Raw genomic sequence first — 13967 nt, 5'->3', positions numbered from 1 at the left:
CCCAAAGCCACATTCGTGTCCACTGGGCTCCGCCTCGGGACTCGGCTGGCTCGAGGGCCTGAGCGTGGAACTCGGCGCCCCGAGCGTGGAACTCGGCGCCCTGAACGTGGAACTCGGCGCCCTGAACGTGGGATTCGGCTGCCTGAGTGTGGGGCTTGGCTTCCTGAACGTGGGGCTCGGGTGCGCGAGCGTGGGGTTCGGCTGCCTGAGTGTGGGGTTCGGGTGCGTGAGTGTGGGGGTCGGGTGTGGGGTCAGGTGGCGCGTTGGGCGGATTTGGAGCCGCGGCGGAAGGCGGCGCGTTGCCAGGTCATGATGCCGAGGCCGACGAAGCCGAGGCCGACGCCGGCCACGCAGGTCCACAGCCACACGTCCGAGGCGGCGCCGTTGACCAGCTTCAACACGAGCAGCACCAGGAAGGCCAGCGCCCACAGCCCGGTGCCGGCGACCACCACGGGCCAGAGCGCGATCCAGCGCTCCGGTAGCTCCGGAGTGTGCTGAAACCCGCTCTTTACCCCGCCGGAATTGATCGATTCGGCCACGTCAGGCAGGGTACCCGGCGTCGGCACCACAGCGGAGGCAGGGAAACCCGGGATGAAGCAGAGGATCGATGGCTTCTTCAAGATCAGCGAACGCGGCTCCACCCCGGGCCGCGAGATCCGTGGCGGCGTGGTCACGTTCGTCACGATGGCCTACATCGTGGTGCTCAACCCGCTGATCCTCGGCAGTTTCTCCGCCGAAGACGCCGGCGCGCACAAGGACGCCTTCGGCGCCATCCTCCCGGTCGGGCAGGTCGCCGCGGTGACCGCGCTGGTGGCCGGGGTGATGACCATCCTCTTCGGACTGGTGGCGAACTACCCGTTCGCCATCGCCACCGGCCTCGGGGTGAACTCGCTGGTCGCGGTCACCATCGCCCCGCAGATGAGCTGGCAGGCCGCGATGGGCCTGGTGGTGGTCAACGGCCTCGTGGTGCTGCTGCTGGTGGTGACCGGGGTGCGGACGATGGTGTTCAACGCGGTGCCCGCCCCGCTCAAGGCCGCCATCGCCGTCGGCATCGGCCTGTTCATCTGCCTGATCGGCCTGGTCGACGCCGGGTTCGTGCGGCGGGTGCCGGACGCGGCGAAGACCACCGTGCCGGTCGGGCTCGGCATCGACGGTTCCATCGCCTCCTGGCCCACCGCGGTCTTCGTGTTCGGCCTGGTGTTCACCGGCATCCTGGTGGCCAAGAAGGTGCGCGGCGCGATCCTGATCGGCGTGCTGACCGCGACCGTGCTCTCCATCGCGCTGGAGGCCATCGTCGACGCCGGGCCGTCGCAGGGTACCAACCCGCGCGGCTGGAACCTCGGTTACCCGGGCCTGCCGGACAACGTGCTCGGCGTGCCGGACCTGTCGCTGGTCGGCGAGTTCAACTTCGACGCCTGGGTGCAGATCCCGGCGATCTCCGCCGCGCTGCTGGTGTTCACCCTGGTGCTGACCGACTTCTTCGACACCATCGGCACGATGACCGGCCTGGGCAAGGAAGCGGACCTGATCGACAAGGACGGCCAGCTGCCGGGCGTGGGCAAGGCGCTGTTCGTGGACAGCGCCGCGGCCATCGCCGGGGGAGCGGCCTCGTCCAGCTCCAACACCGTCTTCGTGGAGTCGGCGTCGGGCATCGCCGAGGGCGCGCGGACCGGGCTGGCGAACGTGGTGACCGGCCTGCTCTTCCTGATCGCCATGTTCTTCACCCCGCTGTACGAGGTGGTGCCGGTGGAGGCCGCCGCGCCCGCGCTGGTGATCGTCGGCGCGCTGATGATCCGGCAGGTCACCGAGATCGACTTCGGCGACTTCTCCATCGCCCTGCCCGCGTTCCTGACCATCGCGGTGATGCCGTTCACCTACTCCATCGCCAACGGCATCGGCGCCGGGTTCGTCAGCTACGTGCTGATCCAGGTCGCCATCGGCAAGGCCCGCCGGGTGCACCCGCTGATGTGGGTGGTCGCGGTCGCGTTCGTGCTCTACTTCGCCCTCGGCCCGATCCGGGCGGCGCTGGCCTGAGGTACGCCTCACGGCGATCGTGAGGTATGCTAACTATATGCCCGACAGTGTGCAGGACCGGTCGCTCGCGAGCCGCCTGCGCCTGTCCGTCGTCCGGTTGAACCGGCGGCTCCGGGCGCAGAGCGCGACCGAGACGATCTCGCTCACCCAGATCTCGGCGCTGTCCACGCTGCACAAGTGCGGGGCGCTGACCCCGGGGCAGTTGGCGGCCAAGGAGGGCGTGCAGCCCCCGTCGATGACCAGGGTGATCGCGGCGCTCGAGGAGCTCGGGCACGTCGAACGGCGGCCGCACCCCACCGATGGCAGGCAGGCCATCGTGGAGCTGTCGGAGACCGGGCTGGCCTACATCCGGCAGACCATCTCCGTGCGGGAGGCCTGGCTGGACGCGCAGTTGGCGGAACTGAGCGGCGAGGAGCGCGAAGTGCTCTCCCACGCCGCCGAGATCATCGACAGGATGGCGGGGAACTAACAGCGGTGCCGAGGAACCTGGGTAGCGAAGCCGAGTCCACTCCCACGACGACAGCTACCCGGGAAGCGGTACCCCTTCCCGCGACCGCCCCACGCCGGTCCGGCACGTTCAGCTCGCTCAAGGTCCGCAACTACCGGCTGTTCTTCAGCGGCCAGGTGATCTCCAACATCGGCACCTGGATGCAGCGCATCGCGCAGGACTGGCTGGTGTTCACCCTCAGCGGCAACGACCCGGTCGCCCTGGGCATCGCGGTGGGCCTGCAGTTCACCCCGATCCTGTTCCTCTCGCTGTGGGCCGGGGTGCTCGCCGACCGCGCGGACAAGCGCAAGCTGCTGATCGGCCTGCAGGCCGTGGCCGGCACGCAGGCGCTGGTGCTCGGCATCCTGGACATCACCGGCGTGGTCGAGATGTGGCACGTGTTCGTGCTGTGCTTCGTGCTCGGCTGCGTGGCCGCGATGGAGGTGCCGACGCGGCAGTCGTTCGTGGCCGAGATGGTCGGCCGCGAGCACGTGGCGAACGCGGTCGCGCTGAACTCCACGATCTTCAACATGGCGCGGATCGTCGGACCGGCGATCGCCGGTTTCGTGATCGTCTGGGTGGGCACCGGCTGGCTGTTCCTGGCGAACGCGGTGAGCACGCTGGCCGTGCTCGCCGGGCTGCTGCTGATGAACCCCGACAAGCTCTTCCGCGGGCCGCGGGTGGAACGCGCGAAGGGGCAGCTGCGGGAGGGCCTGCGGTACGTGCGGCGGCGGCCCGACCTGATGACCGTGATGGTGCTGGTGTTCTTCGTCAGCACCTTCGGCATCACCTTCTTCACCTCGCTGGCGATCGTGGCGGCCAACGTGTTCGGCACCGAGGCCGACGGCTACGGCCTGCTGTCCACGCTGCTCGCGGTCGGCACCTTCACCGGGGCGCTGATGTCGGCCAGACGGGGTTCACGCGGACGCCCGCGCGTGCGGGTGCTGCTGCTCTCCGCCCTCGCGCTCGGTCTCCTGGAGGTCGTCACCGGGTACATGCCGACCTACTTCGCCTTCGGCATCGCGCTGATCCCGCTCGGCTACGCCACCATCACCTTCCTGAACACGGCGAACGCGCTGGTGCAGACCGCGGTCAGCCCGCAGATGCGCGGGCGCGTGATGGGGCTGTACGTGCTGGTGCTGGTCGGCGGCAACCCGATCGGCGCGCCGATGACCGGCTGGATGGCCGAGGCGTTCGGCGGCCGGTCGCCGTTCATCATCGGCGGCGCGATCTCGGCGTTCGCCGCGCTGGTGTGCGCGGTGATCCTGGTGCGCCGCGGTGGGGTGAGCCTGCCGCGGCGGCGCTTCCCCGGGCTGCGCGTGCTGGACCGGCGCGCTTAGCGAACGCGTAGCGCCCGGCGGCACGCTCCTCGGTGAACTCATCACTGGGAGGAAACATGCAGCTCAACAAGTTCGGCCGGGCGCTGGTCTTCGCCGCGGCGCTGGCCTTCGCCGGGACCGCGGGCACGGTGACGGCTTCGGCCGAGCAGGCCCCGCCCGCCGACCTGTACAGCGAGATCACCGCCGCGGACATCGCCGACCCGACCGCGCTGCTCGGCCCGGAGGCCGACGGCGGCTTCGAGGCCGCGCAGACCGCCAACGGCGCCATCAACTGGTTCAAGAACCGCGAGGGCAGCACCGCGTACCAGGGCTACTGCGAGCGCGCCGTGCGCCTGGCCTGGAACCGCAGCACCCACCACGCGAGCGCGATCGCGCACTGGCGGTCCTCCGACGGCGCGCGCCACACCACGGGCACCCCGCCGCGCGGCGCCTTCGTCTTCTGGAACATCTCGGCATATGGGCACGTCGGCCTGGCCGACGGCAGCGGTGGCGTGTGGGCGACCAGCGTGAACGGCAAGATCGGGCACGCCAGGCAGGGCTACTTCGCGAACTACCTCGGCTGGAAGCCGGGCAACAGCAACTGACCCTTGCGCGGACGAATCAGGTTAGGCTAACCTCAACTCGCCCGCTTCGTGGTGGGAGCGGCAGTCAGTTCGGGAACGGACGAGGCCTCGCAACCGGGAACCCCGGGAGCGGGGCCTCGTTCATGTCCGGGGTACCCGCCGGGTGCGCTCGCTGTCAACGGGTCAACCGGGTTGTCCACAGTGGACCCGATGTCCGCCGACGGAAAACGGGGCCCTCCCGGTGTGGGAGAACCCCGTTCGGCGAGCCTTCGTTCAGGAAAGCAGCAGGCCGTTGCCACCGGCAACGGCGTTGTCGAACCGCTTGCTGATCTCGGCCCAGTTGAAGATGTTCCACAGCGCCTTGACGTAGTCCGGCTTCACGTTCTTGTAGTCCAGGTAGAACGCGTGCTCCCAGACGTCGACCAGCAGGATCGGCGTGGTCGGCAGGATCAGGTTGTTGTGGTGGTCCTTCAGCTGCTGGGTGATCAGCGTCTTGCCGATCGGGTCCCAGGAGAGCGCGCCCCAGCCGTTGCCCTGGATCGTGGTGGACACGGCGGTGAACTGCGCCTTGAACTTGTCGAACGAACCGAACGCCTCGTCGATGGCGGCGGCCAGCTCGCCGGTCGGCTTGTCGCCGCCTTCCGGCGACAGGATCTTCCACCACACCACGTGGTTGGCGTGCCCGGCCAGGTTGAAGGCCAGCGTGGTCTCGAGCCCGACGATGGAGCCGAAGTCGTCGGCTTCACGGGCGGCCGCGAGCTTGTCCAGCGTGTCGTTCGCGCCCTTGACGTAGGTCGCGTGGTGCTTGCTGTGGTGCAGCTCGTTGATCTCGCCGGAGATGTGCGGGGCGAGGGCGCCGTAGTCGTAGTCGAGGTCGGGAAGCTCGTAGCGGGCCATCGGCCCTCCTTCTTCTTGATCGACGCAGAGTGTACTGGCGCTGCCAAACCTAGTGCCATTCACCAGGCCGGGGCGAGCTGGGTCGCCCGCTGGGACACCGCCTCCGGTGGCGGTACCCCGGGGGGCCGCCGCCGTAAACCCACCCTCCTACCTCGAGCCAGGTGGAGGTCAACGCGGTGTGATCAGGCCGACTCGAGCCCGGTCGCGTCGGCCAGGTCGGCGAGCACGGCGATGTTGAGCTCGAAGGCGAGCAGCGTCTCGTCGATGATCCGCCGCCGTTCCTCGACGCCCCACGGCGCCGCGTCCAGCAGGGCGCGGTAGCGCTTGCGGAACGCGCTGGGGCTGCCGGCGCTCTCGAAGTCGTAGAACAGCGCGCCGGGACCGGTGACGCCGTAGGTCTTCTTGAGCAGCGCGCGCACCACCTGGCCGCCGGCGAGGTCGCCGAGGTAGCGGGTGTAGTGGTGGGCGACGTACCCGCCCGGCCAGTCGGCCATCCGGCCGAGCCGGTTGACGTAGGCGGTGGTCGCGGGCACCGGCTCGATCTTGTCGGCCCAGTCCTCGCCCAGCAGGAACGCCAGGTCGGCCTCGAGCGCGGGCAGCCGGCGCAGCTCGTCGATGACGAAGTCGCCGCCGACCGGGTCGCCCGCCATGGCGTCGGTGACCTGCTCCAGCGCGCGGTAGATGAAGAAGTACTGGGCGGCGAGCAGGCCGTAGCCCTCCAGCGTGAGCGAGCCGCTGAGCAGGGCGTCCATGTAGCTGGAGTGGTGGGCGCGCTCGTGCACGGCCTTGGTCGAGCCGCGGAGGGATTCGGAGAACGGGCGCAGGGCCAGTTCCTCGGTCACCAGTGCTGCCATGGGACGCCCTCCTGACGATCTGACAACCTGTCAGAAAGAGCGTAGGTGATATTCGCCGGTAAGGCTACCCTTATTTACCGGTCTTCACCCCGACCGCGCGCAGGATGAACCGCACGGCACCGGCGATCGCGGCGTCCAGCTGCTCGGCGGGCACGTCGATGATCTGGCGGCTGGCCAGCGCGGAGGTGATCATCGGGATGAGGATGTCGGGATCCTCCTCCGGCAGCCGCCCGGCCGCCATGCCATCGGTGAGGATCGTGCGCAGCCGCTCGGTGATCGGGTCGGCGTGCGCGGCGATGCGCCGGTAGGACGCCGGGCCGAGCGTGGTGGCCAGCGCGCCGCCCGGGGGCAGGTGGTACTCGGACAGCGCGCGCAACTGCAGCCGGACGAACACCGCCAGCTGGTCCACCGGGTCGCTGGCCGCGTCCACCGCGGCTTCCAGGCGCCGCACGTACTGCGCGGCCTCCTCCTCGACGAAGGCGACGAGCAGGCTCTCCTTGTCGGGGAAGTGGTTGTACATGGCCGTGCGGCCCAGCTCGGCCTCGGCGGCCACCCCGGCCAGCGTGATCGCGTCGAAGCCGCGCTCGTAGAGCTGGTTGCGCAGGGCGGTGAACACCCGGGCACGCACCTGCTCGCGGTGGGCGTTCAGCGAGCCGCCGATGATCTTGGGCATCCGACCTCCCGGGAAGCGGCCCATTCTATCCCGGCGGCTCCCCGCGCCCCGGCAGCCAATGCTATGAGTGGGGCATTACTTGCAATCAACGCAAGTAATGCCCCACTCCTAGCAATCGAAGTGGGCTCAGTCGGCCGAGGGATCGCCGGGGGCCACCTGGATCACGGAGCCGATCGACCGGACGTGCGGGACAGCGCCTAGTCGCCGGGCCAGGCGTGTACCGGTTCTTCGGTCTGCGCCAGTTCGAGGTAGCGCGCGAGCATGCTGGCCAGCGCGGTGTCCCGGTCGGCTCCGCGTTCCTCGGCGCGCTGCACGTGTTCGCGTTGCCAGCGGGCACCGGTGCGCCGGGTCAGGCAGCGCTGTTCGATCACCCCGAGGTACCGCTCTCTGGCCACATCGGACACTTCCGACTGCCGCAGCCCCTCGTGCGCGAGCGGGAGCAGGATGCGCAGCACCAGTTCGTCCGGCGGGATCCAGCCGATGCCCGGCCAGTACAGCTGGGCGTCGAGCCCGCTCCTGGCACCCGCGTACAGGTTCTCTTCGGCTGCCTGGAAGGACATCTGCGTCCAGACCGGGCGGTCCGCTTCGGCCAGTGCGCGCTGGGCGCCGTAGAAGAACGCCGCGTTGGCCATCGTGTCGAGCACCGTCGGCCCGGCGGGCAGCACCCGGTTTTCCACGCGCAGGTGGGGTTTCCCGTCGACCACGTCGTAGACCGGCCGGTTCCAGCGCCAGACCGTGCCGTTGTGCAGGCGCAGTTCGCTCAGCTTCGGCGCCTGCCCGGATTCCAGCGCCTCGACCGGATCCTCGGCATCCGTTTCCGGCAGCAGCCCGGGGAAGTAGCGGACGTTCTCCTCGAACAGGTCGAAGATCGAGGTGATCCAGCGCTCGCCGAACCACACCCGCGGCCGCACGCCCTGGTTCTTCAGCTCATCCGGCCGCGTGTCGGTGGCCTGGAGGAACAACGGGATCCGCGTTTCGTGCCACAGCGCCTTGCCCAGCAGGAACGGCGAGTTCGCGCCGAGCGCGACCTGCACGCCCGCCAGGCACTGCGCGGCGTTCCAGTGCGGGGCGAACTCCTCCGGTGAGACCTGCAGGTGCAACTGGACCGAGGTGCACGCGGCCTCGGGCAGGATCGACTCGGCGTAACTGCGCAGTCGCTCGGCCTGCTGCCCCGGCAGCGCGGTGCCCTCGATCGACAGCACGGTCTGCTCGCCGCGCGCGGCGAAGATCTGGTCGTTCAGCAAGGAATAACGCGCGTTCGGCGTGAGCCACTTCTCGTCGAAGTGGTCGTGCGTCAGCGTCGGCAGGATGCCGATCGGCGCTAGGTGCGAGTGCTTCTCGCGGGCCTTGGCACCGGCCCTGGTGAGGTACGACCGCAGCTCGTCTTCCAGTTCCAGCGCGGAATCCCCGGCCAGCGGCCGCGGCGGCACGTTGAGTTCGATGTTGTGCTGGCCCAGTTCCGTGGTGAACGACGGGTCGTCCAGCGCTTCGAGCACCGCGGCGTTGGTCATCGCCGGGCGCATCTTGCCGTCCACCAGGTTCAGTTCGACTTCAAGCCCGATGTGCTTGCGGGGGAAGGAAAAACTCCCGTCCGAGAGCATTCGCGCGAGGGTGTCCAAGCAGCGCTGGACTTTCCGCCGGTAGCGCCCGCGGTCGCGGGGGTTGAACGGGTCCGCTGACACGTCCTTGCCCATGCCCATCCCTGTTCTTTCCGGCCGAGGCCGCCCGAGTCCTGTGGTGGTTTGCCAGCCCGGCGGACAACCGTTGCACAGCCCCTGCAGATGAGCTAGGCCCAAAGCGGTGCTGTGAGTTACCTTTCCTTAACTATCCGCGATAATCATCCGTTTGCACTAGACCGCCGTGGTCGTTCGGCCCACCTCGCGGTGGGACGAGCGGATGGCAGACTCGCCGGGTGGCGCACACCATTCACATCCATGACCCGGCAGATCCCCGGTTGGACGACTTTCGAAACCTTTCGACCGCGGATCGGCGGCCGGATCGCCCCGGTGGCCGCGGTTTCGTGATCGCCGAGGGCACGGTGGTGGTGCGACGGCTGCTCGAATCCGCTTACCCGGTACGGGCGTTGCTCGGTGTTCAGCGACGGATCGAGGAGTTGACCGAGGAACTGGCGCCCGCCGAGGTGCCCGCGTACGTCACACCGGCGGAAACGATGGCCGACGTGGTCGGGTTCCACCTCAACCGCGGGGTGCTCGCGGTCGCGGACCGGGCACCGCAGCCGGACGCGCGTGAACTCGTCGCGCGGGCGCGGAAACTGGCGGTGCTCGAAGGCGTCGGCGATCACGAGAACCTGGGCTCGATCTTCCGCAACGCGGCGGCGCTGGGCATCGACGGCGTGCTGATCGGGCCGGGGTGCGCCGATCCGCTGTACCGCCGCAGCGTGCGGGTGTCCATGGGCAACGTGCTGCGGGTGCCGTTCGCGCGGCTGGAGCCGTGGCCGGACGGGCTGGGCCTGCTGCGGGACCACGGCTTCCGCGTGGCCGCGCTGACCCCGCGACCGGGCTCGGTGGACCTGCGTGAACTGCGGGCCCCGGCACTTGAGCGGGTGGCTGTGCTGGTCGGTTCCGAGGGGCCGGGACTGACCGAAGAAGCACTGGCCGCGGCCGATCTGGCGGTCCGGATCCCGATGGCCGAGGGCGTCGACTCGCTCAACGTGGCCACCGCCGCCGCCGTCGCGTTCTACGAACTCGGTGGCGCTCGGTAGGTTTGGACGGGACGGACGAAGATCAGGAGGCCGGCGGGTGGAGTTGCGGGTCCGTGGTGAGCGCGCGGTGCTGGGCGAGGAGGCCGACCCGCACCAGGTCGCGCTCGGCGCCGACCTCGCCGACGCGCTGCACGAGTGGGCCAGGGTCGCCGCCGCCGTCCGCCGTTCCAGCCCCGACCGCGAGGCCGCGGCTGTGGTGTCGCAGCGCGGTCGCCAGCTCGCCGGGCGGGTGGCCGAGGTGACGGGTACGCCGGTCTACTACGTCGACCCGGTGACCGACGCGGGCTCGGTGATCCCTCCTCCGGAAGCGTTAGTCCGCGAGCCGCGCCCGCCGGAGCCGACGCCGTGGGCCACGGGCCTCACGGTCGCCGCTTTCGTCGCGGTGGTGGTCTTCGTCGCGATGCTCGCGCTGGCGCGGACGCTGGCCGCGGAAACGAGCGGCCTGCTGGCCTTCGTCGCGGCGGTGCTGGTCACGGCTGGCCTGGCGCCTTCGCTGTGGCTGGGCCGGAAGCTGCCCATCCTGCGATGGGTGGTGCTGGGCGCCGCCGGGGGACTCGCCTTCTCGTGGATCGGCGTCCTGGCGGTCGTGTTCGGCTGAGGCCGGTGTCACGAATGTGGCTTTCGAGACGTTTTTCGTCCCCAAAGCCACATTCGTGACATCACGGCTCGTCTGGCTCGGCGTCTGGTTCGTCCGGCTCGGGTGGGTCGATCAGCTCGCGCACGCCGCCGGTGAACCCACCCCCGACCGGGCCCTCTTCTTCGGCCGGGTCGAGCGGTTCGTCACCGTTCTCGGGTTGCGTCAAGTCAACCGCGCGAGGAGCGGACTCCGAGCAGGACGTCCTCCCAGGCGGGTACGGCCGGCCTGCCCTTCTTCTTGGGCGGGCGCGGCGTCGCCTTGGCGGCTTCGACCTGCTCTTCGACCCCGGGCAGCGGCAGTCCACCGTCGCCGGCGGCGACCACGGCCGTCTCACCGGCGACCTCGGGCACCTCCGCGACCGGCGTCTCGGCCACCTTCTCCGCTTCACCGTCCAGCGTGGGCTGCTCTTCCTCCACCGGCGCGGGCGCGGACGGCCTGCCGAGCGCGTCGACCGCGCGCAGCGACCGGTAGGCGTTCGGGTCCATCAGCGCCTGGGCGTTCTCGTCCAGCGCGGAGACGGTGCCGCCGTGCGCACCCGGCGCGAAGCACCAGTGCGCGCGGTTGTCCGAGCGGCCGGTCTGCCAGTTCAGGCACACCACCCACTTGCCGTCCTCGCCCTTCCACGAGTCCCAGCTGGCACCGGTGTAGTCCTGCCCGAACACCCCGAAGGCGTAGGCGACCACCTCGCCGAGCGTCTGCACGTCGGGCCCGTCCTCGCGGACCGGGTGCGCGGCCTGGGCCATCTCCGCCGTGCGCGAGCGCTCCAGCAGCACCGGGTAGGCGAAGCGCTCCACCCGCGCCACCGGGATGCCCCCGCTGTTGGCGACCTGCTCGACGGATTCCCCGGCCCGGATCCGGGCCTGGATCTCACGTGGACGCATCTGGCTCTCCAGCTCGATTTCGATCTGCCCCAGTCGCGTGATGTCACCGCGGGCAGCGGCCCGCAGGCGTTCGTCGGCGGGCAGCAGGAAGCGCTCACCACGGGCCGTGTCTTCGCACACGATGGACCGGCCGTCCTCGTGCAGCCCGACCACCCTCAGCGCTCGCACCTTCCTCGCCTCCCCGCTGCTCTCCACTCCGTCAAACCGTGGCCGAAATCGCTCAACCCTGTACCGCACGAGGCTCACTCGTGTGGGTGTCCAGCCTACTTCGGCGCGTCGGCTTGACGTGGTAGGCGCGCCGATGCTTGTGCCATCCGTTCGACATTCCTGGGGTGATCTTGCCGAAGTCCGGCGATCCGCGCTCGCCGACACGCGGAGTGATGGGTCATCTCGATTCCGGTAACCACACCCCGACCACGAGCCCGCCGGATTCGGCGGGCTGGGCGTAGACGCTCCCGTCGTGCGCCTGGGCGACCGACCGCACGATGGACAGGCCGAGCCCGGCGCCCGACGCGCCGCTGGTGCGGTCGTGGTCGAGCCGCCGGAACGGCTCGAACAGGGCGGGGATGGCGTCGGCGCGGATCACCGGGCCGGTGTTCTGCACGGTCAGCGCGGGATTCCGGCCGATGCGCAGGTGGACCGCGCCGCCGGGCCGGTTGTAGCGCACGGCGTTCTCCACCAGGTTCGTGACCAGGCGTTCCAGCAGCACCGGGTCACCGGCGACGGTCCGTTCCGCGGTGTCGATGGTGACCGTGACCTCGTGTTCTTCGGCCAGCGGACCGAGCGCGCGCACCACGTTCGCCGCCACCTCGCCGAGCTGGACCGGCACCCGGCTCGGCAGTCCCCGATCGCTGCGGGCCAGCGTGAGCAGGCCTTCGATCATCCGCTCGCTGCGCTCGTTGGTGTGCAGCAGGTGCTGCCCGAGCCGCCGCACCTGCGGGGTGACCTCCGGATCGGCCAGCGCCACCTCGATCAGCGTGCGCTGCACCGCGAGCGGGGTACGCAGTTCGTGCGAGGCGTTGGCGACGAACCGGCGCTGGCTGTCGAACGAGCCCGCGAGCCGGTCGAGCATGCGGTCGAAGGTGTCGGCCAGTTCCTTCAGCTCGTCGGACGGGCCGTCGAGGTTGATCCGCCGGTCCAGGTTCTCCGCGCCCAGTCGGCGCGCGGCCGAGGTGACCTCGTGCACCGGCCGCAGCACCCGGCTCGCGGTCAGCCAGCCCAGCAGCACGGCCAGCCCGGCGGCGATCACCAGCGCGACGCCCGACTGGAGCAGCAGAGTGGACAGGGTCGAGCTGCGGTACTCCTCGAGTGAGGTGGTGACCACCTCGATCGTCGGTGAGGTCGGGTACACCTGCGTGTCGGACGGGACGGCGGGCCCCGCCGCGCCCGCCGGCTCGCGGGCCGCCACGGCGGCGGACGCAAACGGTTGCGTGGCCGGGAGCGTGGTGCTGACCAGCAGGTAGTTGATCAGCAGCAGGATGATGCCGGTGACCAGGAACAACCCGCCGTACAACGCGGTCAGCTTGGTCCGGACGGACAGCCGCAGCCCGCTCACGAGCCGAACCGGTAACCGGCGCCGGGCACCGTCTCGATCAGCCCGGGCGCCCCGAGCTTGCGGCGCAGGGTCATCACCGCCACCCGGACGGCGTTGGTGAACGGGTCGGCGTGCTCGTCCCACGCCTTCTCCAGCAGCTCCTCGGCGCTTACCACCGTGCCCTCCGCCCGCATCAGCACTTCCAGCACGGCGAACTCCTTCGGTGACAACGGCAGGAACCGGCCGTCCCTGGCGGCCTGGTGGCGCGGCAGGTCCAGCACCACGCCACCGCCTTCGAGCACCGGCGGCAACGCCGGGCGGGCCCGCCGCGACAGCGCCTGCACCCTGGCCACCAGTTCGGCGAAGGCGAACGGCTTGGTCAGGTAGTCGTCGGCACCGAGGCCGAGCCCGGTGACCCGGTCCTCCACCTCGGCCGCCGCGGTCAGCATCAGCACCCGCGCCACCCCGCCGCTGCCCAGCACCGCGCGGCACACCTCGTCGCCGTGCACCACCGGCAGGTCGCGGTCGAGCACCACCACGTCGTAGGCGTGCACCCCGATCCGCTCCAGCGCCTGCGCGCCGTCGTAGCAGACGTCCACCGCCATGGACAGCCTGCGCAGTCCCTCGGCGACGGTGTCCGCCAGCAGCCGTTCGTCCTCGACGACGAGCACCCGCACCCAGGCCTCCCTGTTCTCTTCGTGCGCACAGTCTCCGCCAAGGGGGGATAAGCGGGAGATAAACGACTTCGCTTAACGGGCGCAGACCGCCGGATCCGTAGAAATCCGTCCCACGGTTACCAGTGAGGAGACGGCATGAGGTTCAGGTACGGACTGGTGCTCGTGGCGGCGGCGTTGTCGCTGGCCGCCTGCGGGGGTGAGGACCCCGGCGGGGACGGCGTGGCCAGCCTCGACGGCACGAACACGGGGAACAGCCAGGCCCCGGCCGAGGCGGACGACGAGTTCACCCACGACGAGCAGCTGGCCTTCGCGCGCTGCATGCGGGACAACGGCGTGGACATGCCGGACCCGGTGGACGGCGGGATAACCATGGGAGCCACGGGTCCCGACGAGGCGCCGAAGATGGAGAAGGCGCACAACGCGTGCCGCCACCTGCTGCCCAACGGCGGTGAGATGAAGCCGCCGACCGCCGAAGAGCTGGATGAGATGCGCAAGACCGCCCAGTGCTTCCGCGACCACGGCATCGACGTGCCGGACCCGGATCCGGCGAACCCCGGGATGGCCATTCCCGGCGGTGACCCGGAGGACCCGAAGACCAAGAAGGCCTTCGAGGAGTGCGCGGGCGAGTCCGTGCCGATGGTGCACACCGAGCCGGGGGAGTGAGCGGC

The 13967-nt window shown here is 70.2% G+C and carries 16 protein-coding genes; 7 read left to right on the top strand and 9 right to left on the bottom strand.

The window, feature by feature from the left end:
• Positions 1 to 251: 251 nt before the first annotated feature.
• The gene (locus tag JOM49_RS02795; RefSeq protein ID WP_209662784.1) at positions 252 to 539 is read right to left on the bottom strand and encodes a DUF2530 domain-containing protein; all 288 of its coding nucleotides are present in this window, start codon (positions 537 to 539) and stop codon (positions 252 to 254) included.
• Between the two features lie 52 nt (positions 540 to 591).
• On the opposite strand from JOM49_RS02795, the gene JOM49_RS02790 reads away from it, so the two are divergent.
• The 4 genes from JOM49_RS02790 (at position 592) to JOM49_RS02775 (ending at position 4445) form a co-directional block, all read left to right on the top strand.
• The gene (locus JOM49_RS02790) at positions 592 to 2034 is read left to right on the top strand and encodes an NCS2 family permease (RefSeq protein ID WP_209662777.1); all 1443 of its coding nucleotides are present in this window, start codon (positions 592 to 594) and stop codon (positions 2032 to 2034) included.
• Between the two features lie 37 nt (positions 2035 to 2071).
• Positions 2072 to 2503, top strand: a complete 432-nt coding sequence (locus tag JOM49_RS02785; protein ID WP_209662775.1) for a MarR family winged helix-turn-helix transcriptional regulator — start codon at positions 2072 to 2074, stop codon at positions 2501 to 2503.
• A gap of 137 nt (positions 2504 to 2640) precedes the next feature.
• Positions 2641 to 3861, top strand: a complete 1221-nt coding sequence (locus tag JOM49_RS02780) for an MFS transporter (RefSeq protein WP_245369795.1) — start codon at positions 2641 to 2643, stop codon at positions 3859 to 3861.
• Positions 3862 to 3917: 56 nt separating this feature from the next.
• Positions 3918 to 4445 (top strand): hypothetical protein, encoded by a 528-nt coding sequence (locus JOM49_RS02775; protein WP_245369219.1) that lies wholly within the window; start codon positions 3918 to 3920, stop codon positions 4443 to 4445.
• A gap of 252 nt (positions 4446 to 4697) precedes the next feature.
• Here the strand turns inward: JOM49_RS02775 and JOM49_RS02770 are convergent, their stop codons facing one another.
• The 4 genes from JOM49_RS02770 to JOM49_RS02755 all read right to left on the bottom strand — a co-directional run bounded on the left by JOM49_RS02770 (position 4698) and on the right by JOM49_RS02755 (position 8542).
• Positions 4698 to 5321 carry a superoxide dismutase gene (locus tag JOM49_RS02770; protein WP_209662771.1) on the bottom strand — a complete coding sequence of 208 codons (624 nt, stop codon included), beginning with the start codon at positions 5319 to 5321 and terminating at the stop codon, positions 4698 to 4700.
• A 182-nt stretch (positions 5322 to 5503) separates the two neighbouring features.
• Positions 5504 to 6175, bottom strand: coding sequence for a biliverdin-producing heme oxygenase (locus JOM49_RS02765; RefSeq protein WP_209662770.1), 672 nt, complete (start codon positions 6173 to 6175; stop codon positions 5504 to 5506).
• 70 nt (positions 6176 to 6245) lie between these two features.
• The gene (locus JOM49_RS02760) at positions 6246 to 6848 is read right to left on the bottom strand and encodes a TetR/AcrR family transcriptional regulator (protein WP_209662768.1); all 603 of its coding nucleotides are present in this window, start codon (positions 6846 to 6848) and stop codon (positions 6246 to 6248) included.
• Positions 6849 to 7045: 197 nt separating this feature from the next.
• Positions 7046 to 8542 (bottom strand): glutamate-cysteine ligase family protein, encoded by a 1497-nt coding sequence (locus tag JOM49_RS02755; protein WP_209662766.1) that lies wholly within the window; start codon positions 8540 to 8542, stop codon positions 7046 to 7048.
• 218 nt (positions 8543 to 8760) lie between these two features.
• On the opposite strand from JOM49_RS02755, the gene JOM49_RS02750 reads away from it, so the two are divergent.
• A complete protein-coding gene (locus JOM49_RS02750) occupies positions 8761 to 9570 on the top strand; it encodes a TrmH family RNA methyltransferase (RefSeq protein ID WP_209662765.1) in 810 nt (269 codons plus the stop codon).
• 37 nt (positions 9571 to 9607) lie between these two features.
• Entirely contained in the window at positions 9608 to 10168 is a 561-nt protein-coding gene (locus JOM49_RS02745) for a DUF2537 domain-containing protein (RefSeq protein WP_209662764.1), read from the top strand.
• Positions 10169 to 10229: 61 nt separating this feature from the next.
• Here the strand turns inward: JOM49_RS02745 and JOM49_RS02740 are convergent, their stop codons facing one another.
• The 4 genes from JOM49_RS02740 to JOM49_RS02725 all read right to left on the bottom strand — a co-directional run bounded on the left by JOM49_RS02740 (position 10230) and on the right by JOM49_RS02725 (position 13299).
• A complete protein-coding gene (locus JOM49_RS02740) occupies positions 10230 to 10373 on the bottom strand; it encodes a hypothetical protein (protein ID WP_209662762.1) in 144 nt (47 codons plus the stop codon).
• 1 nt (position 10374) lies between these two features.
• Positions 10375 to 11256 carry a septation protein SepH gene (gene sepH / locus JOM49_RS02735; RefSeq protein WP_209662760.1) on the bottom strand — a complete coding sequence of 294 codons (882 nt, stop codon included), beginning with the start codon at positions 11254 to 11256 and terminating at the stop codon, positions 10375 to 10377.
• Between the two features lie 217 nt (positions 11257 to 11473).
• Positions 11474 to 12643, bottom strand: a complete 1170-nt coding sequence (locus JOM49_RS02730) for a sensor histidine kinase (protein WP_209662758.1) — start codon at positions 12641 to 12643, stop codon at positions 11474 to 11476.
• Positions 12640 to 13299 (bottom strand): response regulator transcription factor, encoded by a 660-nt coding sequence (locus tag JOM49_RS02725; protein WP_209662757.1) that lies wholly within the window; start codon positions 13297 to 13299, stop codon positions 12640 to 12642. Before JOM49_RS02725 ends, JOM49_RS02730 begins: the two co-directional genes overlap by 4 nt.
• Before the next feature lie 135 nt (positions 13300 to 13434).
• Between JOM49_RS02725 and JOM49_RS02720 the strand changes: the two genes are divergently transcribed.
• Positions 13435 to 13962 carry a hypothetical protein gene (locus JOM49_RS02720; RefSeq protein ID WP_209662755.1) on the top strand — a complete coding sequence of 176 codons (528 nt, stop codon included), beginning with the start codon at positions 13435 to 13437 and terminating at the stop codon, positions 13960 to 13962.
• Positions 13963 to 13967 lie beyond the last annotated feature (5 nt).

Origin of the sequence: Amycolatopsis magusensis, from assembly GCF_017875555.1 — a bacterium.
In the GTDB taxonomy this organism is placed as follows: Bacteria; Actinomycetota; Actinomycetes; order Mycobacteriales; family Pseudonocardiaceae; genus Amycolatopsis; species Amycolatopsis magusensis.
Note: the sequence above shows the minus strand (reverse complement) of the source record. Positions and strands in the feature narration are given on the sequence as shown.

Coding starts and splice junctions, on each gene's coding strand:
- JOM49_RS02765 (WP_209662770.1), bottom strand. CDS start 6,175: ATGGCAGCACTGGTGACCGAGGAACTGGCCCTGCGCCCGTTCTCCGAA.
- JOM49_RS02770 (WP_209662771.1), bottom strand. CDS start 5,321: ATGGCCCGCTACGAGCTTCCCGACCTCGACTACGACTACGGCGCCCTC.
- JOM49_RS02790 (WP_209662777.1), top strand. CDS start 592: ATGAAGCAGAGGATCGATGGCTTCTTCAAGATCAGCGAACGCGGCTCC.
- JOM49_RS02720 (WP_209662755.1), top strand. CDS start 13,435: ATGAGGTTCAGGTACGGACTGGTGCTCGTGGCGGCGGCGTTGTCGCTG.
- JOM49_RS02785 (WP_209662775.1), top strand. CDS start 2,072: ATGCCCGACAGTGTGCAGGACCGGTCGCTCGCGAGCCGCCTGCGCCTG.
- JOM49_RS02760 (WP_209662768.1), bottom strand. CDS start 6,848: ATGCCCAAGATCATCGGCGGCTCGCTGAACGCCCACCGCGAGCAGGTG.
- JOM49_RS02755 (WP_209662766.1), bottom strand. CDS start 8,542: ATGGGCAAGGACGTGTCAGCGGACCCGTTCAACCCCCGCGACCGCGGG.
- JOM49_RS02775 (WP_245369219.1), top strand. CDS start 3,918: ATGCAGCTCAACAAGTTCGGCCGGGCGCTGGTCTTCGCCGCGGCGCTG.